The sequence below is a fragment of the Brevundimonas vesicularis genome, from assembly GCF_900445985.1.
GTDB lineage: Bacteria > Pseudomonadota > Alphaproteobacteria > Caulobacterales > Caulobacteraceae > Brevundimonas > Brevundimonas vesicularis_D.
In genome coordinates this window covers 1,048,999-1,072,119 of sequence record NZ_UAQP01000005.1, presented here as the reverse complement: position 1 = coordinate 1,072,119, position 23,121 = coordinate 1,048,999, and the positions used below count along the sequence as shown (strand labels likewise).

Sequence of the window (23,121 nt, the reverse complement as noted above, 5' to 3'; positions counted from 1 at the left end):
TTCGGTTCCCTCGGGGGCCGGACCCGATTTTCGTCTCCAGGAACCCCCTCATGCTGAAGAGCACTACGGCTTCGTTGAAGCCGGCCGAGGTCGAGAAGAAGTGGATCCACATCGACGCCGAAGGCGTCGTGGTGGGCCGCCTTGCGACCTTCATCGCCAACCGTCTGCGCGGCAAGCACCGCGGCGATTACACCCCGCACGTCGATTGCGGCGACTATGTCGTCGTCACCAACGTCGACAAGGTGGTGTTCACCGGCAAGAAGAACACCGACAAGATCTACTATCGCCACACCGGTCACCCGGGCGGCGTCAAGTCGACCACGCCTGAGAAGGTTCTGGGCGGCCGCTTCCCCGAGCGCGTGCTTGAAAAGGCCGTCGAGCGCATGCTGCCCAAGGAAAGCCCCTTGGCCCGCAAGCAGATGACGCACCTGCGCCTGTTCGCCGGCGCCGCGCACGACCACGAAGCCCAGCAACCGGAAACGATCGACTTCAAGTCGGCGTCGCCCAAGAACACCCGGAGCGTCTGAGCATGACCGACGTGACCAACACCGAAACCGTCACCGGCTTCGACGCCCTGAAGGGCCTGAGCTCTTCGGTCGAGAACGACGCGCCCGTCTATGTCCAGAAGCTGGACGCCCAGGGCCGCGCCTATTCGACCGGCAAGCGCAAGAACGCCATCGCTCGCGTCTGGGTGAAGCCCGGCACCGGCAAGATCACCATCAACGGCAAGGACCAGGAGCAGTATTTCGCTCGTCCCGTGCTGCGCATGATGATCGCTCAGCCGCTGACCGTCTCGGACCGCGCCACGCAATATGACGTGATCTGTACCGTCGAAGGTTCGGGCCTGTCGGGCCAGGCCGGCGCCATCCGCCACGGCCTGTCGCACGCACTGACGCACTTCGAACCGGAACTGCGCAAGGTCCTGAAGCCGCACGGCTTCCTGACCCGCGACAGCCGCGTCGTCGAGCGCAAGAAGTACGGCCGCGCCAAGGCTCGCCGCAGCTTCCAGTTCTCGAAGCGCTAATCGCGTTTACGCGGTTTGGATTTGGGGCGCTTCGGGGAGACCCGGAGCGCCCTTTTTCTTGCGCCTTTGCACCTTAAGCGGAGAAGGGACGGGAGAGACAGATGACCTACACCATCTTCATCGACGGCGAGGCCGGCACCACGGGGCTGGAAATCCGCGAGCGCTTGGAGGCACGCCCGGATCTGGAGCTGATCCTGCTGGGCAATCATCGTCGCGATATCGAGGCGCGGCGCGGGGCCTTGAACGGCGCCGACGCCGTGCTCCTGTGTCTGCCCGACGATGCGGCGCGGGAAGCCGTGTCCATGATCGAGAACCCGTCGGTCAAGGTGATCGACGCCTCGACCGCCTATCGGGTCGCGCCGGGTTGGGCCTATGGCTTTCCTGAAATGGATGCCGGGCAGCGTGCGCTGATCGCGCGCTCTCAGTTCGTGTCCAACCCCGGCTGCTATCCCACGGGCTTCATCGCTTTGGTGAGGCCGCTGGTGAAGGCGGGTCTGGTGCCCGCCAACTATCCGGTCACGGTCAATGCGGTGTCGGGCTATTCCGGCGGCGGCAAGGCCATGATCGCCGAGTTCGAAGCCGCCCCAAAAGATGGCGTGGGCGCCACGACCGCCTATCGCGCCTATGGTCTGACGCTGAGGCACAAGCATGTGCCCGAAATGACCAAACACACAGGTCTGAGCCGAGACGTACTGTTCACGCCGGCGGTCGGCAACTATCGCCAGGGCATGCTGGTCGAGGTTCCGCTGCATCTGGCGGCCCTGCCGGAAACCCCCTCTGTCGAACGGCTGCACGGCGCCCTGGTCGAGGCCTATGACGGCCAGCGGTTCGTAGAGGTCGCCGACCTGGAGGAGACCGAGGCCATGACCGGCATCGAGCCCGAAGGCCTGAACGGCACCAACCGACTGCGCTTGCATGTCTTCGGCGATCGCAATGGCGAGCAGGCGCGGCTGGTCGCTTTGCTCGACAATCTGGGTAAGGGCGCGTCGGGCGCGGCGGTGCAGAACCTGAATATCATGCTGGGCCTGGATGAGGCGACCGGTCTGATCTGAGGTCTGAAACCATTCGGCGACGTTCGTCGTATCAGGGACATGACCCAGTCCCTGATCCTGCATCGCCGGGGCCTTCTGATGGGCGCCGGCGCGCTCGCCCTGTCCGCCTGTTCGCCTGAGACGTCCGAAGCCGGGGAGGGGCAATACGCAGCCTCGCCCTATCGTCGGATGTCCGATGCGGATTGGCGACGACGCTTGGGCGACGCCTCCTGGCGCGTGATGCGGCACGAGGGGACGGAGCGTCCCTATTCCAGCCCGTTGAACGATCAGCATTCGCGCGGGACCTTCGCCTGCAAGGGCTGCGATCTGCCGCTGTTCCGATCACAGTGGAAATTCGATTCCCACACCGGTTGGCCCAGCTTCTATGACGTCATCGCCGCCAATATCGGCAAGAAGCGTGACCTGGCCATCGGCATTCCGCGCACCGAATATCATTGCGCCCGCTGCCTGGGACACCAGGGGCATGTTTTCGACGACGGTCCGCGTCCGACGGGGCTGCGCTACTGCAACAACGGCGTGGCGCTGAAGTTCGTCTCGGCCTAGGCGCGACGGGCGCGGACCGCTGAATCGACGGTCAGGCCGAAGATGACCGAGGCGATGATCACCAGCAGCCCATAGTCGTGACCGGCGAAGAAAACGGGCGCGCAGGCCATGGCGATGACGATCAATGGAAACAGTCCGGCCCACACTGCGGTGCCCGGCGTGCTGACGTGGATCAGCGGCTGAGCGACTGGTCGTTTCATCGCGCGCGCCACCCGTTCGTTGAGCAGGACGAAGGCGGCCGCGCAGATGACGGCCGAGATCACATATTTGACCGTGTTGCCCGGTTCTCCGAACAGGCTGGCTGTCATGATCAGCAGGATCAAGGCGACGCCTGTGCTGACGGCGAGCAGGGCGTTGGGTTCGAGACGGTTCAAGACTTCACTTTCACATAGCTGCCCGGCGCCGGCTCGATGGGCTTGAGCGGGCCCTTGGCGGGGTTGCGGGCGGGGATTTGAGCGCCGGAACGCGCGCCGAGCCAGGCCGACCAATGCTCCCACCAGCTGCCGGGATGTTCGACGGCGTCAGCTTGCCATTCGGCCAAGGTCGCGGGCAGGGCAGGGTTGGTCCAATGCTGATACTTCTTTGCGGCGGGGGCGTTGATGACGCCGGCGATGTGACCTGACCCGGCCAGGGTGAAGGTCACATCCTTGCCGCCGAACAGTTTGGCGGATCGATAGACCGAGTTCATCGGCGCGATGTGATCCTCTCGGCTGGCCTGAAAATAGAGCGGGATCTCGACCTTCGACAGGTCCGCCGTCAGGCCGCCGATCTCGAACTGCCCCTTGGCCAGGGCGTTGGCCCCATACATCTGACGCAGATAGTCCAGATGCAGCGCCTTGGGCATGCGGGTCTGATCGGCGTTCCAGAACAACAGGTCGAAGGCGGGCGGATCCTTCCCCAGCAGATAGTTGCTAATGAAAAAGGACCAGATCAGGTCATTGGACCGCAGGGCGTTGAACGTTTCCGCCATGGCCGCGCCCGGCAGGACGCCGCCCGCCGCATCCATCTGACGCTCGATCTCGGCGATCCAGTGTTCGTCGGTGAACAGAAGCAGGTCGCCGGCCTCGGCGAAGTCATGTTGAGCGGCGAAGAAGGTAGCGGCGGCGATGCGCTTGTCGCCCTTGGCCGCCATGTGCGCCAGGCCAGCGCCAAGCAGGGTGCCGCCGATGCAATAGCCCACGGCGTTCAGTTGCTTCGTGCCAGCCTGTTCCAGCGTCTTCTCGACCGCGCGATAGATGCCCTTGTCCAGATAGTCGTCGAAGCCGAATCCGGCCTTATCCCTGTCCGGATTGACCCAGGAACAGACGAAGACCGTGAAGCCCTGAGCCGACAGCCAGCGGATCAGCGAGTTCGCCGGCTGCAGGTCCATGATGTAGAATTTGTTGATCCAGGGCGGGAAGATCAGCAGCGGGATGTCGTGCTGACTCTCAGTCGAGGGTGCGTACTGGATCAGTTCGAACAGCTCATCGCGCCAGACGACCTGGCCCGGCGCGGTGGCCACGTTCTCGCCGACGACGAACTTTCCGTAGTCGGCCTGGCTAATGCGCAGCGATCCGCCGCCACGTTCCAAGTCGGCGGCGAAGTTCTGCATACCTTTCACCAGCGATTCACCGCTGGTCTCCGCCAAGGCCTTCAGCGCGACGGGGTTGGAGGCCAAAAAGTTGGACGGCGAGAAGGCGTCGGTCAGCAGGCGGGTAAAGAATTGGGCGCGACGTTTCAGCGTCGGATCGACGTCCTCGACCCCGGCGATCAGACCGTTCATCCAGTCCGACGTCAGCAGATAGGATCGCCGCATCATGTCGAACATGGGGTTTTCGGACCAAGCCGGGTCCTTGAACCGCTTGTCGACCGGGGCGGGATCGGGCGCCTCGCCGGCCGCCTGACGCGCCGTCGATGACCAGAGCTGCATATAGCGGCCAAACAGGTCGGCCTGGGCCTGAATCATTTTGTCGGGCTGGGCGGCCAGGCTGGTCATGACCGACGTCATGGCCGGCGCGACGTTGAAGGGATCGGCGGAAAGGGCGGCCGGCCGATCGGCCTGGGTCAGCGCCGCCTCGGCGATCGCGCTCTGGGCCATCATGGCCGCCTTGGCCAGATTCATCGACAGGGTTTCGATCAATTCGGCTTGGTTGGGCGTCGCTGCAGTCGCCTCAAGAGTCGGTTCGGAATGGGCTTCGGCGGCGGCCTCCCGCGTTTCGGCAGGTTTCGATTTGGGCTGGTGAGGCGGGCGGGGCTTGGCGGACGTCGGACGTCCGGCCTTGCGTGCGGGGCGATCTGAGGCGTCTGTCGGCGTTCTGGGAGTCTTGGCCATGATCGTCCTTCGCGCATCCTGTGCCAGAGGGTGGTTCATCCGCCCTTCCGCGCATCGCGATGATGGCATAAGACCAGCAAGGAAATGAACGCGTCGCACTCGAAAAAGATGATCCTGATCGCCGCAGCCGCGATCGCGACGCCATTGAGCGGCTGTATCGGCGCATCCGCCTCCAAGACGGAGGCTGTCTCGCCGCTGGCGCCGCGTATCCAGGAACTGGTCGACGCCAATCGGCGCTATCCGCGCTGGGAAGACTTTCCGGCAGCGCCGACCGATCTGCCGCCGGTCACTCAGGTCGCGTCAAATGTGCAGCGTCTCCAAGGCGACAGCGCGACGCTGACCAGCGAGATCGCACGCATCGACTGGACGCTCGGCGACGCCGAGGCGCTTGCCGCCGAAACACGCGCGGCCGTGAACGCCGTTCCGGTGTCGCCCGACGCCGTCCGAACCCAGGCGGATATCGAGGCCTTCGCTCAAAGCCTGCGTGATAGGGCCAAGGCTCCGCCGCCGCTCGACCGTCGCCCGGCGCGATGAGCGGTCGCGTGGGAGGCAGAATCCCGCGATAATGCGCTCATGGCAGATGACGGCGGCGCAAAGACTTTGAACGCATTCCTCGGCGTGTCTCGGTCCCTGTCTGGGCGCGCATGGCGTCAACGTCCGGCCGATGCCGCCACGACGCGCGCGCACATGCAGACCCTGAACCTGGAAGAACCGTTTGCCCGGGCCTTGGCCTCGCGGGGCGTTCGCGCAGACCAGGGCCAAGATTTCCTTACCCCGACCCTGCGCGCCCTGTTTCCCGATCCCTCAAGCTTCATGGACATGGATGCGGCCGCCGATGCGATCCTGAACGCATTACAGGCCAAGGCGAACATCCATGTCTTCGCCGACTATGACGTGGACGGCGCCTCCAGCGCGGCTCTGCTGGTGCGTTGGTTCCGGGCGATGGGACATACGCTTTCGATCTATGTTCCGGACCGGATGACCGAAGGTTACGGCCCCAGCGCCAAGGCCTTCGACACGCTGAAGGCTTCGGGCGCCGATCTGGTCATTACCGTGGATTGCGGGGCTGCGGCGAACGAAGCCCTAGCCCATGCGGCCGCCATCGCCCTGAACGTTGTCGTGATCGATCACCACTTGATGCGCAGCGAGCCGCCGACGGCGCTGGCGGTCGTCAATCCGAACCGGCCGGGCTGCAACTCGGGTCAGGGAAATCTGGCGGCGGCGGGCGTCGTGTTCGTGCTTCTGGCGGCGCTGAACCGGGAGGGGCGTCGGCGGGGCCTGTTCGCCGAGAAGCCCGAGCCGGATATTCGTCAGTGGCTGGATCTGGCGGCCCTGGGCGCCATCTGCGACGTGACCGGCCTGACGGGCTTCAATCGCGCCCTGACCGGCCTTGGTCTAAAGGTCATGAGCGACTGGCGTAATCCGGGTCTGCGCGCGCTGCTGGCGGCGGCCGGCGCCGAACTTGGACCGGCCAAGAGCAATCATGCCGGTTTCATCCTGGGACCGCGGATCAATGCGGGAGGGCGCATCGGTCGCTCCGACCTCGGCGCGCGGTTGTTGTCGACGGATGATCCGGCCGAGGCCGAGGCCCTGGCGATCGAGCTCGATGCCCTGAACGTGTCACGGCGCGATGTCGAGCGAGCCGTCACCGACGCCGCCGTTCGTCGAGGCGAGGCGACAGGCGCCCATGCCGACGAGAGCGCCGTCATCGTGGTCGCGGGCGAGGACTGGCATCCGGGCGTCGTCGGGATCGTCGCCGGCCGTTTGCGCGAGCGCTGGCGCAAGCCGGTGATCGTCATCGGCGTCGATCCCGTAACCGGTCTCGGGAAGGGCTCAGGCCGGTCACAGCCAGGCATGAACCTGGGACGCGCGATCCAGGCGGCCTGGGAGAGCGGGATCCTGCTCGCTGGCGGCGGTCATGCCATGGCGGCAGGCCTGACGATGGACGGTGCGCGCGTGCCCGAGCTGACCGCCTTCCTGAACGAGAGCCTCGCTACCGAAAGGGTCGAAGCTGTCGCACAGGACGTGCTGGAGATCGACGCCCTGATCGAGCCCGCGGCGGCGACGCGCGATCTGTTCGAATCGTTCGAGCGTCTGGCCCCATTCGGCCCTGCCAACCCGGAACCCAGCTTCGCCCTAAGCGGGGTTCAAGCCCGCGAACCCGTCGCCATGAATGGCGGTCATGTGCGGTGCCGGCTGGTCGGTCCAGATGGCGCGTCGGTCAAGGCCATCGCCTGGCGCTGCGCCGATCTGCCGACGGGCCAAGCCTTGCTGTCGGGGCAGGGCGGGCTGAGCATCGTGGGCCGGCTGAAGGCTGACGACTGGAATGGGCGCAAGGGCGTGCAGTTCGAGATCGAGGATGTCGCCGATCCTCGAATGATCTGACGGCGGCTCCAAAAAACTGAAAATCCACGCTTGCACCGCTCCGAGGGCGCGGCTATATCGCCGGCTCTCCCGCGCAGCGGTCCCTTCGTCTATCGGTTAGGACGTCAGGTTTTCAACCTGAAAAGAGGGGTTCGACTCCCCTAGGGACTGCCACGCGGGCAGTATTATGGTTGAGCCTTTGAGGCTCCCGGCAAGCAGCCTAGCGCAGATAGCACGAGAGACTGGCGGTCATTCGCCAGCGCCTGCGGTGCGCGTCTGCACTCTCCCAAACGCAAGCTTCTGCATAGACGCGCATTTTCCGCTTTTCAAAATTTCGCGGAACGGTGTTAAATATAAAACGAGTCCGCTGGAGGCGCGGGCGGGGGTTTTTAAGTGTCTGACTTTAGAGAGACGGAAACGGCGCAGACCGTTCGCGTCACTGGGCGCGTGAAGTGGTTCGACGCCGTCAAGGGCTACGGTTTCATCGTCCCTGACGATCCGACCCTGACCGAAACGAGAGATGTCCTGCTGCATATCAGCAGCCTGCGGGATCTCGGCCGTGATGCTGCCGACGAAGGTGCGACCATCACCTGCGACTGCGTCAAACGCGCCAAGGGTTGGCAGACGATCGAGATCCATGACCTGGGCGAGGGCGAAGCGACGCCCGCCGTGCGTCGACCCGTGACCTCGCCGCCGCCGCGCCCGGTCGCCGAAAGTGACGAACAGCTGGAGACCGCCCTGGTCAAATGGTTCAATCGGACAAAGGGCTACGGATTCGTCGTGCGTGATCGTGAGCCGGGCGATATCTTCGTCCACATCGAAACCCTGCGTCGTTGCGGCCTGGATGATCTGATTCCTGGCGATGCGGTGCGGGTGCGATTCGCCAACGGACCCAAAGGTCTGGTGGTGGCAGACATCAGAACGGGCGACTGATCGAGCGCCCAGGAGAGGCGTATGATCAAGGCGACGAGACGTTTTGCGATGGCGGGGCTTCTTATGCTCGCGCTCGCCGGATGCGCGGCCAAGGCGCCGGTCGGCCCCAATGGCGAGCCGCTGCAGAAGTTGGCTGTCGTGACCACGTCGGGCGAGCATCAGTTCTGGGTCGAAATCGCCGACGAAGAGCCCGAACGTCAACGCGGACTGATGTTCCGTCCGCCGCTCGAAGCCGACCGCGGCATGCTGTTCCAGTGGCCGGGCGAAGCGCCGCGCGAGCAAAGCTTCTGGATGCGCAACACGCCCAGTTCGCTGGACATCCTTTATATCGATCAGCAGGGCCGGATCGTCTCGATCGCTTCGCACGCCACGCCCTTCTCCGAGGCGCCGATCCCTTCCAATGGCGCCGCCAACGGCGTCTTGGAACTGCGGGCAGGGCGGGCGGCCGAAATCAACGCCAAGCCCGGCGACAAAGTTTTACATCCTTATTTCAAGCCTTGATTGCGGATCGCGTCGCGAAGTGCCAATAGAGCGCTCCGTTCGGTCCGGGGTGTAGCGCAGCCTGGTAGCGCATCTGGTTTGGGACCAGAGGGTCGGAGGTTCGAATCCTCTCGCCCCGACCAACGGAAGGCCGCTGGATCATATGTCCAGCGCGCGTTATGGCAGGGTCACAGACCCCGCCGTCACTGAGGATTTCGCCATGTTGGCTCGCATCTACCGCCCGGCCAAAACTGCGATGCAGTCGGGCAAGGCCAAGAGCCGCGACTGGCGGCTGGAATTCGAACCCGCTTCGGCGCGCACCATCGATCCGCTGATGGGCTGGACCAGCTCCACCGACATGAACGGCCAGGTCCGTCTGAGTTTCGAATCGAAGGAAGAGGCGATTGAATATGCCGAGCGTCACGGCATCGCCTTCCGTCTGCACGAGCCGAACGATCCGCCGGTGATCATCAAGGCCTATGCCGACAATTTCGCCACCAACCGCAAACAGTCCTGGACGCACTGACGCCTGACGTCTTGCCAGAGCGCCCATAGCTCAACCGGATAGAGCACCCGCCTTCTAAGCGGGATGTTGCAGGTTCGAGTCCTGCTGGGCGCGCCATCTCCGGCGCCTTCGAGGGGCTGATCCATGACCCACCATCAGACCTCGTCCGATCAAGCCGTCCGCGTCGCCGCGCTCTACCGGTTCGCGCCGGTGGCTAACCCCGAAGCCGTACGCGAGACGCTTCAGGCGATCTGCGACGCTGGGCAGGTGAGGGGGACACTGCTCGTCGCGCCGGAGGGTCTTAACGGCACCATCGCCGGATCGGAAACAGCCATCGCAGCGGTGTTGTCCACGATCCACGCCATGCCAGGCTTCGAGACGCTGGAACTCAAATACGCCTGGACCGACGCCCTGCCTTTCCACCGGATGAAGGTGCGCGTCAAACGCGAGATCGTCACCATGGGACAGCCGGATCTGGACCCTGCGACCCAGGCGGGCGTCTACGTTGCGCCCACGGACTGGAACGCGCTGATCGCCGATCCCGAGACCTTGGTGATCGATACGCGCAACGACTACGAGGGCGAGATCGGCGCGTTCGAACGGGCCGTCCAACCCAATACCCGCAGCTTTCGCGATTTTCCCGACTGGTTCCGGAGCGAAGGTCGCGCCCTGATTGAGCAGACCGGCGCCAAGCGCGTGGCCATGTACTGCACCGGCGGCATTCGTTGTGAGAAATCGACGGCCTTCCTGAAGGCTGAGGGTGTGGAGAACGTCCACCATCTGGAGGGCGGCATCCTTCGTTATCTTGAGACGGTGGATGAGGATCAGAGCCTATGGCGTGGGTCGTGTTTCGTTTTCGACGAACGCGTCTCGGTCGGGCACGGCCTAAGCCAAGGTCCTCATACCTTGTGCCGGGCATGTCGTCTGCCAGTGGACGAGGCGGGTCGTGCTTCGCCTCACTATGTCGAAGGCGTATGCTGCGAGCGCTGTCACGACGTCCGCGACGAGGTCCAGCGGCAGCGATATGCCGAGCGTCACAGGCAGATGGAGATGGCCCGCGAACGCGGCGAGACGCATCTGGGATCAGTTCAGAAAGACTAGGATCGCCTCATCGCCGGGGCGCGCGAGGGAAGAAAGCGCTGGTGCGGGCGGCATAGGCCTCGAACGCCTTGGGTCGCGACTGTCGCATATGCTCTTCCAGCAAGGGCACGCCGGACACCTGGGTCAGAAGCCAGTACATATAGGCTGGCCCTGTCAGCGCCAGCCAACCCCAGGGCCATTCACCGCTCAGATTGATGGCGAACACAGGCCAGGCGCACCAACTAACCCATTCGAAGAAATAGTTCGGGTGGCGTGACCAGGCCCACAGACCGACATCGCAGATTCCACCCTTGTTGGCCGGGTTGCGTTTGAAGGCCGCCAGCTGGCGATCCGAAACGGCTTCTCCAACCAGGGCTCCGACAAAGATCAGTGTCGCTACGGCATCCTGAAGCGTCAGGCCGGGCGCCGGATTGCGCGCCGCCGCCATCACGCTGAGCCCCAGGAATGCTGCGGCTCCGGCTTGCAGCATCAGGAAGCCGAACATCTTAACCTGAAAACCGGCGCCCCAGTCCTCTCGCAGACGCGCGTAGCGAGCGTCTTCGCGCTCCTCGTGGGCGGCGCGAACAGCGATGTGGGACCCCAGCCGCAAGCCCCACAGCCCAATCAGAAGCGCCGCAAGATACTGGCGCAACGACGGAGCGGCGCCGTCGATCGGGAAGAGTGCGACGCCGACGCCAGCCGCTCCCAGTCCAAGCGACCAGAAGGCGTCCGCCCAACCGCCTTGGTCCGTTCGTTTCTGAACCAGCCAGGCCGTAGACATAACGCCAACGAGAAACAGGGCGGCGACACCCCAAATGGTCGCAAGAGCGGTCACAGGCGAACGAAGGGTTGGATCAGCTTGCCGACCCATCCATCCAGCTGAATCTGACCATCAAGCGCAACGACGCACAGGCACGGCTCGTCCGACACTACACGGGGTTGGTGCAGCACCTCCGGATCCGCCTCTTCGAAATCCCCCACATCGAACCGCTCGGTTTCGGTCGCATAGGCGCCGGAGATGACGCAGGTCAACTCGACGCCACCATGCGTGTGTTTTGGCGTCTCACGACCCGATTCGATCTTCAGAAGAATGACACGGCAATCCCCATCCCGCGGCGCATGGACATCGCGCACGCGCATGCCGGGCCCGACCCAGCGCCATGGACCCAGCCCATAGCGTCGCAACGGCTCGGGCAGTTCGGGCATGTCGTTCAACGGCGCGCTGTGGTTGGCTTTGCCCGTATCCGTCTCAATCCGCGCCATCGCCAAGGCGAGCGCATCATTCGACAAAGGGGAGGGGAGCGTCTCGTTCAAGAACTCGCCGCCGACGGATTGCAGGTCGCGCACCCAGGCGTCATTGGCCGGCCGCATCGCCAGATGCGCCGCCATCACCACAGCCTCGGGCGGACTGAGCGTGCCGGCCGCATAGGCCAGCAAACGTTCCTCGGAGGGATTGCGCTGAGGTTTCATCGCGCAGCCTCCTCGGACGGCGCGAGGATCAGACGAAGCTTGGTCATGGCGTTACGAATACGGGATTTGACGGTGCCGAGCGGCAGGCCGAGATGTTTGGCGATCTCGGAATGAGAGTTGTCCATGAAGAAGGCCAAACGCAGGACCTCGACATGGTCGGCGCTGAGCCGCGCCAGGGCGTCGCGCACGCGGTCCGCGTCTTGCGACATCGACAGCAGTTCATCGGGCCGGCGGACGTCGTCACCCGCCAACTCGATTTCAGGCGTCGGCAAGGGGCGCGCGTCACGCCGCAGCATGTCCAGCCGACGGTTCCGAGCGATGGTGAAAATCCACGTGGCGGCGCGCGCCTTGGACGAATCAAACAGATCGGCCTTGCGCCACACGGTCAGCATGGCGTCCTGCGCAAAGTCCTCGGCCGCTCCGGGCGTCGCGCCCGACTTGATCAGCCAGGCCTTCAGCCGCGGTGCGAAATAGGCGAAGAGCGCAGCGAAGGCGTCACGATCGCGCCTCAGGGCGATCTGTTCGATCAGCCGATCGTGCAGCAGCGGATCAGGCAAGCTGTCGAGCGCCTTCACGCGGTTGGACCGACATGGCGTTGATGCGAAGGACGACGGCTCGGCATGCATGAACACTAATACGCTCAGCGGAAATGTCTGGATCAATCGCGATCCGAACATGACGGTGACCCGTAATCCGTTCATGCCCTAGCGATTGCGCGGCGGCGTATCTTTCGGAGTTTTCATGCCCCTGTCGTCTGCGACGCCCTCTGCCGAACGTCAAAAGATCGCTGTGGTCGGATCTGGCGTCGCCGCCCTGTCTTCGGCCTGGCTTCTGTCGAAACGTCATGACGTGACGCTTTACGAAAAGGGCGACCGATTGGGCGGGCATTCCAATACGGTGATGGCCAGCGTGCCTTCCGGCGACATCGCGGTCGACACCGGCTTCATCTGCTTCAATGACGCGACCTACCCCAATCTGATCGCCCTGTTCGAGCATTTGGGGATCGCGACACGCGTGACGGACATGTCGTTCGCTGTCTCGCTGGATGACGGACAGTTCGAATATGCCGCGCCAGGCTTGTTTGCTCAGAGGCGCAATGCCCTGCGCCCTCGCTTCTGGTCGATGTTGAGCGAAATCCTGCGCTTTTATCGCGATGCGCCTAAGGATTTGGCTGCGATGTCGGATTCCTCGCTGACGCTCGGCGACTATCTGAAGCGGGAAGGGTTCAGCGAGGCGTTCCGCGACGATCACCTGCTGCCCATGGCCGCCGCGATCTGGTCATCGCCAGCGCACACGCTGATGGACTATCCGGCCGAGTCCTTCATCCGTTTCTGCGGCAATCACGGCCTGCTGAAACTGGTGGGGCGGCCGCTGTGGCGCACCGTCGAGGGTGGCAGCCGCGTCTATGTCGAACATCTCGCCCGCGCGATCCAAGACATTCGTTTGGACCACGGCGTCACTTCCGTGCGGCGTAGCGACCAGGGCGTCTTCGTTCACGACAGCCAAGGCGGGGTCGAGTGCTACGACCAGGTCGTGATCGGGTCCCACGCCGACCAGGCTCTGGCGATACTGGCCGAACCAACGGCGCGCGAGAAGGCGCTGCTCGGCGCCTTCCGTTACAGCCGAAATCTGACCGTCCTGCATACCGACGCCGGGCTGATGCCGCATCGCCGTCGCGCCTGGGCCAGCTGGAACTACATCGGAGCAGATGACGGCCTCTGCGTCACCTATTGGATGAACCGCCTGCAAGGCCTGCCGGGCGACGACCTGTTCGTCACGCTTAATCCGCCGCGTCCGCCGCGCGCCGACACGATTTTGCGAAGCGAACTGTATGAGCATCCCATCTTCGATCCCGCGGCCATACGGGCTCAAAAGCAGTTGTGGAGCCTGCAAGGGCAGGGGGGCGTCTGGTTCTGCGGGGCCCACTTCGGCGCAGGCTTCCACGAGGACGGCTTGCAGTCGGGCCTTGCCGTTGCGGAGCAGCTTGGCGGCGTGCGTCGCCCTTGGTCCGTCGCCAACGAAAGCGGGCGCATTCATTTGACGACGCCGATGGGCGCGCAGCTGGAACGTGCCGCGTGACACCCAGCTCGGCCCTTTATCGCGGCCGGGTCATGCACCGACGCCTTCGCCCCAAGACCCATAGGCTGAACTATCGCGTCTTCTGGCTTCTGCTCGACCTGTCGGAAATTGATGATGTGGACGCGCGCCTGCGCCTGTTTTCGCGCAATCGGTTCAATCTCTTGTCTTTCCACGACAAGGATTACGGAGACGGTTCTGGTGCGCTGCGTCCTCAGGTGGATGCGTGGATGGCTCAAGCCGGCATCGATCTTGAGGGTGGCCCTGTCCGGCTGTTAACCATGCCGCGCGTCCTCGGCTACGTCTTCAACCCAATCAGCGTTTACTATTGCCATTGGCCCGACGGACGGTTGGCCGCCATGGTGTACGAGGTGACCAGCACCTTCGGCATCCGCCACGCCTATGTCATTCCGATCGCGATCGAAGATCAGGCTGCGGGCGTCATTCGCCAGGGCGCAGCCAAGGCGCTCTATGTGTCGCCATTCATGGGCATGGAAATGGATTACCAGTTTCGTGGCCATACGCCGGGCGACCGCCTCGACATGACCATTGATGGGCTGGACGCCGAGGGCGTGCTGATCACGGCCGCTATGGCGGCGAAGCGGGAACGGTTGGAGGATCGCAACATCGCCGCCGCGACGGCGGCGATACCATTGATGACGTTCAAGGTGGTCGTGGCGATCCATTGGGAAGCCCTGAAGCTGTGGCTCAAAGGCGTCGGTCTGACACGACAGCCCAAACCGGCAGACGTGCCATTGACCATTCAAAGCCAAGTTCAAGAGCGCCGTCTGCGACGCTGAACAACTAGATCGCGCTATCGCCTAAGATATATTATGCGAAGGGGACACATAGTCGAAGGTGTTGCATGAGCTGTAGCACGGAGCCCCGGCGCGGAGATCCAAAATCACGCAGCGACGGGGCTTCGTGCGGGCCACAGACCAATTTTCTGGGATTGATCTTGGGAGTTCGAAGCTGGGATAGCAGCCATGGTTACGCTTGTTGGCAGCTGTCTGAGTTTGAGTATGCAAGATTGTTCCGCGGTTCTGCTCGGGCCGTACTGCGCCGATCCATTTGGAGTACCGCGCTACAGCGCCACCATCTGGATCGACTTTCTCAACGGCCACTTGGCGTCATCGACCCGAGGAAAGTACGCCGCAGCAGCGAGTGCGCTCTACCATCAGGCCGAACGCATGACCCCGCCGATAGACTTGGACGCTGCGTTGCTGTCTGCGGATCTTTCGTCCTTGGAAGCGGTGCTGTCGGCAAATCTGCTCTCAGGCGCCGACAGCTTGAATGGGCAAAGCCGTTGGCGGCTGTCGAAACAGTTCGTGTTCAGCATCCTGGAGAACGTGGTCAGGTCCGATACGGCCGAGCTTGGGCGAGAATTGCGGCGGATCAAGCGCTTGTATGCGCAGCTGCGGCCGCCCGGCCGTCAGCCAAATGTCCGACTCCGGGCCATTCCCGCAGTTGCGCTCGAGGAACTCTATGAGGTCTTTCGGCCCGACAGCGTCCGAAATCCCTTCCGAACCGACGCCCTCAAATGGCGCAACTTCGTCATTCTCCTGGTGCTAACACAGCTTGGCCTTCGCAAAGGCGAGGTCCTGTCGTTAAGCGTTTCAGCCCTCCAAACTGAGTTCGACGAGAAGGCTGGTGGCTTACGGCACTGGCTTTCGATCGACGGCAGCCTCTTGCAACAGGACCCTCGCGCGCGGCAGGCCAGCCTGAAGAACGGCCCTGCTATGCGACAGCTACCGATCTCTCTCGCGCTGCTCACGGCCCTTGACACCTACGTCAGCCAATTCCGCGGTGACCCGCCCCACGCATTTCTCTTCAGTTCGTTGCAAGACGGTCCGCTCGCCGCCAGCACTTTGGACCAGATCATAGCTACGGCTGTTGATTGTCTTTCCGTCGACGCCGTCGACGCCATTCGGCGGCATGCGGATGGGAAACTCTCAGCGCACTCGTTTCGCCATACGGCCGCGGTCATTCGGTTACAGCGCTTCATGTCCTCAGGCATGGCACATGACGAAGCCATCAGGCGCCTCCGCCCCTTCTTTGGTTGGTCGCGGGATTCAGAGATGCCGTTTCACTATGCTCGGGCGTATTTCGACCCTCGTTACGCGCAGCTGTGGGATGAAGATTTCGAAGCGTCATTGGCCGCTCTTCGGGAGGGGGTGTTCGGATGACACAGCTTCAGCTTCCGCTGGGAGGCGGGCATGAAACTCCCCTTCCCTCCCTCGCCGCCGTCCCCCCGCTTCCGACCATAGTCCGGTACTATGATGACTTCGCGCGAATGCAGCGAACTCTCAGAACTGACGCTGAGAGTGGCTGGGTCATAGAGCACAACGGTGCCGAAGTGAGCTTGGCGCTCCGCTGGGCGAACTCGCCGATGCTGGACCTTGTGAAGGTCGCCTTGGTCGAGGCTCTGACCAATCTCTCGCCCGCAACCGCCATCGGCTACTGTGGAGTTTACAACCGCTTAGCCCCAGAGCTGCTGACCGGAATCATCCGGCACCTTCTCGGCAGCTCACCGACGGCATTCCGGCAGCGTTGGATTGTCGATTTTCGTGACCGGCTGACCAGACAGCAGGCCGTCGCCGTTAGGCATCTTGCTCGGACCACGTGCCGGCTTGAACTGGGAGAATGGCGGATCTCGGATCTGTCGCTCGTCCGCGACCTGCCGGGTCATCACTTGGACAAGTACGCCGGTGTCCGGGATGGTTCGTCCTTCCTTAGCGGCAACGCTCGCTCATTAATCGTAGAGTTCATTGATACCGTAGCTCGCGAGGTCGAGGAGACCCGACCTCCCCGCATCCGAATCCGAGATGCCGCCATCTTGGCCATCTCGTTCCAGTTTGGTCTGCGTACGAAACAGATTGCGTCTATTGAGCCCGAAGATCTGAAGTTTTTCGAGAATGGCGCCCTTCATATCCGTATTGGGTTAATCAAACAGCGTGGTGCGAAAATTGGTCGAACGGTCACTCGCCGCGTACAGCAAGGATGGGTGAATATCTTTTCTGCTTGGATGGAGGTTAGACCTCCTAAATCAGCGAAGCTCTTTGACCTGCGGCCCGATCAACTCGGAGACGTAATTCAGGCACTTACGAGCGACCTAAGCGGAACAGCATATTCCGCTCGCGACCTAAGGCACACCGCCGCACAACGCTTGGTGGACGGTGGCGCCTCCAGAGAGAGCGTGTCTGACTTCTTGGGCCATACGGACACAACCGCCGCGGATGTCTATTTCACAAGTTCGCCAACCCAAGCCGCGTTGGTCAACGCCGCCTTGGGATATTCGCCGACCTATCAGGCAGTGGCAGCCGCCGGCAGAGGCGACTTAATCACCGCGACCCAGCTCCTGAAACGGCCTCTGGATGAGCAGGTCTCCGGCATGCCTCACGGCATTCCGGTTTCGGGAATTGGAGCCTGCACATCCGGTCAGACGCAGTGCCGGCGGAATCCGGTTCTCGCCTGCTATACCTGCCACAAGTTTTTGCCCGTTTCCGACGCGGCTCTGCACCGTGGTGTGCTCGAGGATCTTCGAGGCGTCGTTCGAGACTTTGATCAGCCGGCGAAGCTTGATCGAGTTTCAGGAGCAATGATGCAGCTCCGCTCAACATTGGAGGCCATCGAAGCAGTGGTTGGCGAAACGGAGAAATCCTCGTGACCCCTGAACTCCAAGCCTTCATTCGCCTCGGACGGGAGCTCGCAGAGTCCAAGCATCTCAGCTGGGACCTCCCCTACGACCTGACGACCGGTTCTATCCCCCGGGACCGCTGGTGGGACCTGTCGGCCCTCGTGAACGCCAATACGGGAGTGAGGGTCAAGCTTTCTACGTTTGCCACTCACGACGCCAGCCTGGACGCGATTGCTCGCTTTGGAGGCGGTAAGGCCGCACCTGTAATGACCGGCGAGTGGATCGAACTCTACAAGGCGGTAGCGCTGCAGGACATCCTCGTTCTGGGCAACAAGCCCTCCAACTTCGGTGCGAATGTCGGTCCCTCTTTTCGCATCCTAGCCGCGGCCGCAGGTTCGCTGGCGCCGCACGAGCTAAGCAGCGACCAAGTGCAGCTCGGCTTCAATGCAGCTCTGGTCGCCAGCGACTCCGCCAAGCGTGCGTCTACGCTCAAGGCGTTGGTCGCACGCTGGTTCGATGCGACAGGCATCTGCGAGCATCGGCCGCTTGCCCAGTATTGCACAGCTTATCCGGGCCGATCGGAGTTGCTCGGACAAGTTCAGAAGCTCGCCGTCACGTCACGCCGGCAAACCGACACCAAGCGGCCAACTGCGCTCAGGTCGGAACTCAGCCAGCGTCACTTCGCCGAGAAATTGCCCAGCGAGGAGGCCCTTCTTGAGCTGATACGGATCGTCTTCGGCGAACGACCTCGCACGGTTTCTGACATGGTCAGATTTCACCAAGTGCGCATTCTCCTCACGACCGGTTTCCGTGCCGGCGAACTCGTGACCTTGCCTGCCGCGACCCTCGTTTCCCGTGAGCAGGAGACCTCGCATGCTCGGCTCTATGGCCCCCCTGCCCCCGCTCTGGCGCTCAGGCACTTTGCTGAAAAGCAGTTCGCGAAGTGCCGTGGAGCTGACCTGATCGAAGGTCTTCACCACGTCCCTCCCCTGTTTGCGCCGATCGTCAAAGAGAGCGTCGCGGAAGTGCTCCGACTTACCGCGCCGATGCGAGAGATGTTGAAAGCTCAGCGGACGGCCGGACGGCTCTTCCCAGAGGTCGCGCTAGACGCCCTCGTTCCGTGGACGGAGGCCTATTCTCGCTTGTCTGGAATGATGCAACTCTCAAGCGAGCCCATCCCCGATGACCTGAAGACCCGATACCGGGCAAACTATGACGCGAGCGTGCTTACTGAGATGCGGGATCACCAACGCGCTTGGGCCTCCCGCCGGCCTCATAAGCAGGTCCGGGAGTATTTTCTGCGTGCCAACACCGCGCTGCGGCGCCCCATGGTTCGCGACAGTCGCGGCGAATTTCTCCACCTCGGTAACCGGGTTCGTACAGGTGATATCGGCCTATACGTGCTCGGCGCGGACATGGAGTCGTATGCGGCCACCCACCTTCCGAGCAAAACGCCGGACATGCGGGTCAGCCAGGCCGGAAGCCGTGCTCTAGGCATTGAAGATTTCTTGTTTTTGTACCCGGCTCGGGCGCTAGCTGAGGAGAAGCACGACGCCATCGTTGATCTCGACCGGTACTTCGCCGTGCAACGGACGGAGCGACAAGATCTGGAACTGCAGCTCGGCGGATCGGCCCGTGAAGGAAAGCTCTTTCAGAAGTACGGGATGGACGAGAAGTCACGTTTGTTGGCTGTCAATCCGCACGCCATCCGGCACCTGCAGAACACCGAACTTTTCCGCCTCGGGGTCGCCGACCGTCCTCATCCGCCTCGGTCTCGGCGATGATGCGGGCGATCGTCTCCTTGTCCTGCTGGCGGATCTTCCAGGTCTTCATGATCATCCGGGCGCCCAGGCCACGCTCCTTGAGGTCGGCGATGACCTTGTCCAGCAAGGATTGAGGCCAGACCTTCTTCATATGCCGGCGCAGGGCGACCAAGACCTTCCGACGTTCCTCCTCGTCGTCCAGGGCGACTTCGACGACTTCCCGCACGAAAACCCCGACGATGGCGACCGAGACCACCGCGGTCAGGATCAGCGAGCCCTTGCGCAGTTCTTCCAGATCATAGGCCGGGGTGCGCTGGATCGGGCCGTCCATGAGATCGGCCATCGACTGAAGCCGGCTGTAGGGCAGGTCGAGACTGAAGATGAAGTTCCGGAGGTCCTCGGCCTGGGCCTGTCGCACAGAGGCGGACAGGGTTTTCAGAACCTGCCGGGCCGAACGGTCGGAGATCCGCTCCATATCCGGATGTTTGATATGGATGACGACGTCTTGCATGGGACCCGGAGATTTGGGGCGACGGACCGGGCCACTGCCGGGGGTGGTCGAGTGTTGAAGGTCGGCTTACGCCCTGAAGCGGGCTGCGTGGGCCGTCCCGGTCAATCGCCAAGCCGAAGCTTAGTGCAACCGGCGGCCGTATTCCAGCGTGATACGAACCTGTTCGACAGAGGCGCCGCGGCTTTCTGGCGAGGGACAGGTCAGGCCAGCGCCGCATCCCTGGCCAGGCAGCGGCTCCGTGCCCAGGCGAAGGACGAGGAAGGACAGGAAGATCAGGATCGCCAGCAGGGCGGCGAACTGGAGCGGCGACCGCACGGCGCTGATGATGGCGGCGATGTCGAACTTGAACATGGGATCTCGATCCGCCCGGCGTTGCGCCAGGCTTTTGGGGATGGAGATCGCCTTAGCGTCGCCCTTGGCCCGGCGGCGCACGCCCATCACGGCGCGGAGATCGGTGTCCGTTTCACGTCCGGACTTCAGACGGGGCGCCACCCCAACAAAGGCCATCGATCAGACCCCATCCTCGTCGCCTGGGCCAGCGAACGTGGGGCCGTGTCGGAGATGGGATCGTCGGGCGGGTCGGTCAAGTCTGATCGCTCAGGCAAAATTGGTCCGACGGCCGCCGGATTGAGCACCGAGAGCGATTCGCATTATGCCCTTGCTGTTCGCCTTACAGCGGACTCAACTAACTTCGTCTTTGAGTCAGAAGCGGTCGATCTCGCTTCCTCCTGGCGTTTATCCACAGCTCTCAGAAGGGGCGCTGTCTGCTAGGTCGGAGGCAGGGAAGAGCGGCTGTGACCGCCACAGCCTGCAACACTCGAACTCATAGAGGCTGCAACAGGCGACCAAATCCGAACTGCAGCTTTCTGAAGCTTTTACAATCGATTAGGTCGGCAACATCGACCGAACTTGTGCGATCTGTGAAGCAACGCAAACGTGATCGTGTCGATTTGAGCCGTGTTTAACCTGAAATTCCTTAGTGTTGCGGCCCTTCGCTTCCTTTAACCTGAGACTCTAGTTCTGATACGGCGACTGCATCGCAGGCATAGTGCTCCAGTCCCAGTTCTGTCCCTATGGTTGCAACAGCGATCACTCCATTGAAGTTTTGTGCATCGGCAAAGCCGTCAGCGACCACTTCTGTAGCCTCGTCGGGACGCCCGCCTTCATAGGCAGAGTCACTTGGCTCAACCAAGTGACAACGAAGACGCTCGCCCGCCCAACCCATAGATTTCGAGAGTAATCCGTCGCCAGCACCCAAAGCTAGTCCTGACCAACGCCCGGTTCGATCGAACCGCCGAGCGGCACGTCCGGGGCCGGAATGTCTGCGCGGACCAGCCGATGCGCCGCCGCGGCAAGCTTGTGTCGCATCTGCGCGGGTCGGCGCCACGGTCGAAGACTGTCGGCTGCCGAGATGGGATCGCCTAGATGGTGTTCGGCGACGAACCGGGAAAAGGCGCCGTGACTGCGTGACCGAAGCGGACGCAGACGATCCAAACCTTCGTCCCGCAGATGTTCGATGCCGGCGCTGATGCCGCCGTGGGTCATGATCGCCTGGGTGACCTGCATTTCTTCGCATCCCAGCCAGTGGGCGATCAGCCGGTTGCGAAACACGCCGACACACGACCCTCCCGCCCCTTCAGGGTCCGCCCCCGCATCCAGGGTCAGGTCGCATTCGCTATCGAAGCCCTGCGACCGGTTGTTGACGTTGCTGGAGCCAATGCGCACGAAACGGTCATCGACGACGGCGAGCTTGGCGTGGACGATGATGATCCGGCCGTTGCGGGTGACGGGGCTGTACGCGCTGAACCGCCCATGCCGATCCGCGTCTTCAAGCCTCTTGAGAAACGCGGCGCGCGTCTTGTCCATGGTCATCTGGTCAAACCAGCTTGGCGAATGCCGGGTCGACACCAAGATCACCTCCGGACCGTCGGCTTCATCGAGCCGCTGGGCGATGGCCTCCGCCACGATGGGCGACGTGAAATACTGGTTTTCAATGTAAAGGGTCGTTTTGGCCGAGGCGATCGCGGCCAAGGTGGCCGCCTCCCCTTGCCTCAGCTCCGGGAAATCTTTCCACGGGGCCTGGGTTCGGGACACGCCGATCTCGACGTTTTCCAGATCAGGCTTCACATCGGCCGGCCAGACGTCGGAAACCGTTTCAGCCGGCGCAGCCAGCATCTCTCCGGTCGCTCTCGCCCACCGTTCGCGGAAAAGATAACCCAGAGTGGCCGCCGGCGGACCGTCGATCATCGCCATGACCTCATGGCGGCAATCGTAGCAGGGCGTTCCTTTGGCCGTCTTCCCGCGACGCGGGTCGGGGTGAAGGTGTTCGGGGCTATCCCACCGGTCGGGACCGATGTCGCAACTGCCGCAGAAGGCCACGGCGTCATCGACGATGATGACCTTCTGGTGGTGGGAAGCGCCTGGCGGCAAGGTTCCGTCCAGACGAAAATCGACGCGCGTGTCGGCGAAGAAGCGACGACTGCGCCAGGGAAAGAACCGCTGAGTGGCCGCAACGGCGACGGGCGACTTCCAGCACAGGATCCGGATTTCGAGCTCCGGCCGGGCCTCGGACAAATCTCTGAGGAAGCGGCCGATCGTTTGCGGACCCGAACCGTCCGTCGGCTCGTGATCAAGGATGGTGTCGGGATCAAAGGCCCAGTTCAGGAAGTGGATGGACCGGCTCGCCTGCCTCATCGCCGCCTTTGCGGCCGCCAGATAAGGCTCCATGTCCACCAGTAGCGCGGCGCGGGGCGCGACTTCGGCGCGCCAGCAGGTGGTTCCGACTTCCAGCATCTCGACGTCTCCCGACAAAAATCGCCCGGTGAGCCGGTCGCACGAACTACAGCATCTAGAAGGTGACGCGACGCCGCCGAAAAGCATCGGCAGCGTCGCGACGTTTGTCTTATTGGGTCCGCGCTGCGGCGTCGGCCGCCGCATCGGTCTTGCGCGCCGCGGTATCGGCGGCGGCGTCGGCTTCGGCTGCTGCGTCCTTGGCCGCAGCCGAGGTCGCGTCGGCGGCGGCGTCTGCATTCGCGGCTGTGTCGCTGGCCGCCGAAGCGACCGTGTCGCCGGCATTTTCCGCAGTGGCGGCGGCGTTTTTCTCGGTGCGGTCGGAGCAGGCCGCCAAGGCCAAGGCGGCCGCAGCGGCGATGTACAGGATGCGCATTGTGTGTTTCCTCTTGCTGACCCGGCGGCTGATCCGCCTTCGATTACAGCGTCGGCAGGCTAGGACGAAGGCCTGCCGATGGCGACAGACATTTTCTTAACTGGCGTAATAGGTCGAGCGTCTGGTGCTACGTCGCGCGGGCGTCGCAGCTGGGAAGCCTCCGATTTCGCCGTCTCGCCAGGAGCAGGCATGTCGAACGCTGCGTC

The 23,121-nt window shown here is 63.1% G+C and carries 24 protein-coding genes and 3 tRNA genes; 18 read left to right on the top strand and 9 right to left on the bottom strand.

Annotated features, from left to right (window positions below):
- Nucleotides 1–50: 50 nt before the first annotated feature.
- The 4 genes from rplM (at nt 51) to msrB (ending at nt 2,619) form a co-directional block, all read left to right on the top strand.
- On the top strand, nt 51–527 hold the full coding sequence (gene rplM / locus DT343_RS05325; RefSeq protein WP_017503897.1) for a 50S ribosomal protein L13: 477 nt from the start codon (nt 51–53) through the stop codon (nt 525–527).
- 2 nt (nt 528–529) lie between these two features.
- Nucleotides 530–1,024, top strand: coding sequence for a 30S ribosomal protein S9 (gene rpsI / locus DT343_RS05320; RefSeq protein WP_112862030.1), 495 nt, complete (start codon nt 530–532; stop codon nt 1,022–1,024).
- A 101-nt stretch (nt 1,025–1,125) separates the two neighbouring features.
- Nucleotides 1,126–2,076, top strand: a complete 951-nt coding sequence (gene argC, locus DT343_RS05315; RefSeq protein ID WP_112862029.1) for an N-acetyl-gamma-glutamyl-phosphate reductase — start codon at nt 1,126–1,128, stop codon at nt 2,074–2,076.
- A 39-nt stretch (nt 2,077–2,115) separates the two neighbouring features.
- Nucleotides 2,116–2,619 (top strand): peptide-methionine (R)-S-oxide reductase MsrB, encoded by a 504-nt coding sequence (gene msrB / locus DT343_RS05310; protein ID WP_112862028.1) that lies wholly within the window; start codon nt 2,116–2,118, stop codon nt 2,617–2,619.
- Here the strand turns inward: msrB and DT343_RS05305 are convergent.
- Both DT343_RS05305 and phaC read right to left on the bottom strand, forming a co-directional pair.
- On the bottom strand, nt 2,616–2,993 hold the full coding sequence (locus DT343_RS05305; RefSeq protein WP_112862027.1) for a hypothetical protein: 378 nt from the start codon (nt 2,991–2,993) through the stop codon (nt 2,616–2,618). The two genes, msrB and DT343_RS05305, sit on opposite strands and share 4 nt — an antisense overlap.
- The gene (phaC, locus tag DT343_RS05300; protein ID WP_112862026.1) at nt 2,990–4,930 is read right to left on the bottom strand and encodes a class I poly(R)-hydroxyalkanoic acid synthase; all 1,941 of its coding nucleotides are present in this window, start codon (nt 4,928–4,930) and stop codon (nt 2,990–2,992) included. The genes DT343_RS05305 and phaC overlap by 4 nt, the downstream gene beginning before the upstream one ends.
- Before the next feature lie 84 nt (nt 4,931–5,014).
- Between phaC and DT343_RS05295 the strand changes: the two genes are divergently transcribed.
- The 9 genes from DT343_RS05295 to trhO all read left to right on the top strand — a co-directional run bounded on the left by DT343_RS05295 (nt 5,015) and on the right by trhO (nt 10,313).
- The gene (locus DT343_RS05295) at nt 5,015–5,464 is read left to right on the top strand and encodes a hypothetical protein (RefSeq protein ID WP_091746862.1); all 450 of its coding nucleotides are present in this window, start codon (nt 5,015–5,017) and stop codon (nt 5,462–5,464) included.
- A gap of 39 nt (nt 5,465–5,503) precedes the next feature.
- Nucleotides 5,504–7,315, top strand: a complete 1,812-nt coding sequence (recJ, locus tag DT343_RS05290; RefSeq protein ID WP_112862025.1) for a single-stranded-DNA-specific exonuclease RecJ — start codon at nt 5,504–5,506, stop codon at nt 7,313–7,315.
- 78 nt (nt 7,316–7,393) lie between these two features.
- Nucleotides 7,394–7,468: transfer RNA gene (locus DT343_RS05285), tRNA-Glu, on the top strand.
- A gap of 219 nt (nt 7,469–7,687) precedes the next feature.
- A complete protein-coding gene (locus DT343_RS05280) occupies nt 7,688–8,227 on the top strand; it encodes a cold-shock protein (protein WP_045811719.1) in 540 nt (179 codons plus the stop codon).
- Between the two features lie 21 nt (nt 8,228–8,248).
- Nucleotides 8,249–8,728: a DUF192 domain-containing protein gene (locus DT343_RS05275; protein WP_181669123.1), complete on the top strand. Its 480-nt coding sequence runs from the start codon at nt 8,249–8,251 to the stop codon at nt 8,726–8,728.
- A gap of 45 nt (nt 8,729–8,773) precedes the next feature.
- Nucleotides 8,774–8,850 (top strand) — tRNA-Pro (locus DT343_RS05270).
- A 77-nt stretch (nt 8,851–8,927) separates the two neighbouring features.
- Nucleotides 8,928–9,233, top strand: a complete 306-nt coding sequence (locus DT343_RS05265; protein ID WP_039245189.1) for an ETC complex I subunit — start codon at nt 8,928–8,930, stop codon at nt 9,231–9,233.
- Between the two features lie 19 nt (nt 9,234–9,252).
- Nucleotides 9,253–9,329: transfer RNA gene (locus tag DT343_RS05260), tRNA-Arg, on the top strand.
- 27 nt (nt 9,330–9,356) lie between these two features.
- Nucleotides 9,357–10,313 carry an oxygen-dependent tRNA uridine(34) hydroxylase TrhO gene (gene trhO, locus DT343_RS05255; protein WP_112862024.1) on the top strand — a complete coding sequence of 319 codons (957 nt, stop codon included), beginning with the start codon at nt 9,357–9,359 and terminating at the stop codon, nt 10,311–10,313.
- A 7-nt stretch (nt 10,314–10,320) separates the two neighbouring features.
- On the opposite strand, the gene DT343_RS05250 is transcribed toward trhO, so the two are convergent.
- From DT343_RS05250 to DT343_RS05240, 3 genes are read right to left on the bottom strand one after another with little or no spacing between them, the layout of a single operon-like run.
- Nucleotides 10,321–11,073 carry a DUF1295 domain-containing protein gene (locus tag DT343_RS05250; RefSeq protein ID WP_112862023.1) on the bottom strand — a complete coding sequence of 251 codons (753 nt, stop codon included), beginning with the start codon at nt 11,071–11,073 and terminating at the stop codon, nt 10,321–10,323.
- Between the two features lie 50 nt (nt 11,074–11,123).
- Entirely contained in the window at nt 11,124–11,762 is a 639-nt protein-coding gene (chrR, locus tag DT343_RS05245) for a cadmium/peroxide/UV radiation responsive anti-sigma factor ChrR (RefSeq protein ID WP_112862022.1), read from the bottom strand.
- A complete protein-coding gene (locus DT343_RS05240) occupies nt 11,759–12,424 on the bottom strand; it encodes a sigma-70 family RNA polymerase sigma factor (protein ID WP_258522504.1) in 666 nt (221 codons plus the stop codon). Before DT343_RS05240 ends, chrR begins: the two co-directional genes overlap by 4 nt.
- Before the next feature lie 79 nt (nt 12,425–12,503).
- On the opposite strand from DT343_RS05240, the gene DT343_RS05235 reads away from it, so the two are divergent.
- The 5 genes from DT343_RS05235 to DT343_RS05215 all read left to right on the top strand — a co-directional run bounded on the left by DT343_RS05235 (nt 12,504) and on the right by DT343_RS05215 (nt 19,259).
- The gene (locus DT343_RS05235; protein WP_112862021.1) at nt 12,504–13,841 is read left to right on the top strand and encodes an NAD(P)/FAD-dependent oxidoreductase; all 1,338 of its coding nucleotides are present in this window, start codon (nt 12,504–12,506) and stop codon (nt 13,839–13,841) included.
- Nucleotides 13,838–14,638 (top strand): DUF1365 domain-containing protein, encoded by an 801-nt coding sequence (locus DT343_RS05230; RefSeq protein WP_112862020.1) that lies wholly within the window; start codon nt 13,838–13,840, stop codon nt 14,636–14,638. The genes DT343_RS05235 and DT343_RS05230 overlap by 4 nt, the downstream gene beginning before the upstream one ends.
- Nucleotides 14,639–14,824: 186 nt before the next feature.
- Entirely contained in the window at nt 14,825–16,024 is a 1,200-nt protein-coding gene (locus DT343_RS05225) for a site-specific integrase (RefSeq protein ID WP_112862019.1), read from the top strand.
- A 203-nt stretch (nt 16,025–16,227) separates the two neighbouring features.
- Nucleotides 16,228–17,505, top strand: coding sequence for a site-specific integrase (locus tag DT343_RS05220; RefSeq protein WP_181669122.1), 1,278 nt, complete (start codon nt 16,228–16,230; stop codon nt 17,503–17,505).
- A complete protein-coding gene (locus DT343_RS05215; protein WP_112862017.1) occupies nt 17,502–19,259 on the top strand; it encodes a hypothetical protein in 1,758 nt (585 codons plus the stop codon). The genes DT343_RS05220 and DT343_RS05215 overlap by 4 nt, the downstream gene beginning before the upstream one ends.
- Here DT343_RS05215 and DT343_RS05210 read toward each other — a convergent pair.
- The 4 genes from DT343_RS05210 to DT343_RS05195 form a co-directional block, all read right to left on the bottom strand.
- Complete coding sequence (locus DT343_RS05210) at nt 19,168–19,749, bottom strand: hypothetical protein (RefSeq protein ID WP_112862016.1); 582 nt, start codon at nt 19,747–19,749, stop codon at nt 19,168–19,170. The two genes, DT343_RS05215 and DT343_RS05210, sit on opposite strands and share 92 nt — an antisense overlap.
- Nucleotides 19,750–19,869: 120 nt before the next feature.
- Complete coding sequence (locus DT343_RS05205) at nt 19,870–20,256, bottom strand: hypothetical protein (protein ID WP_112862015.1); 387 nt, start codon at nt 20,254–20,256, stop codon at nt 19,870–19,872.
- Nucleotides 20,257–21,009: 753 nt separating this feature from the next.
- Nucleotides 21,010–22,542, bottom strand: a complete 1,533-nt coding sequence (locus DT343_RS05200; protein ID WP_181669121.1) for a phospholipase D-like domain-containing protein — start codon at nt 22,540–22,542, stop codon at nt 21,010–21,012.
- A 109-nt stretch (nt 22,543–22,651) separates the two neighbouring features.
- Entirely contained in the window at nt 22,652–22,915 is a 264-nt protein-coding gene (locus tag DT343_RS05195) for a hypothetical protein (RefSeq protein ID WP_112862013.1), read from the bottom strand.
- Nucleotides 22,916–23,121 lie beyond the last annotated feature (206 nt).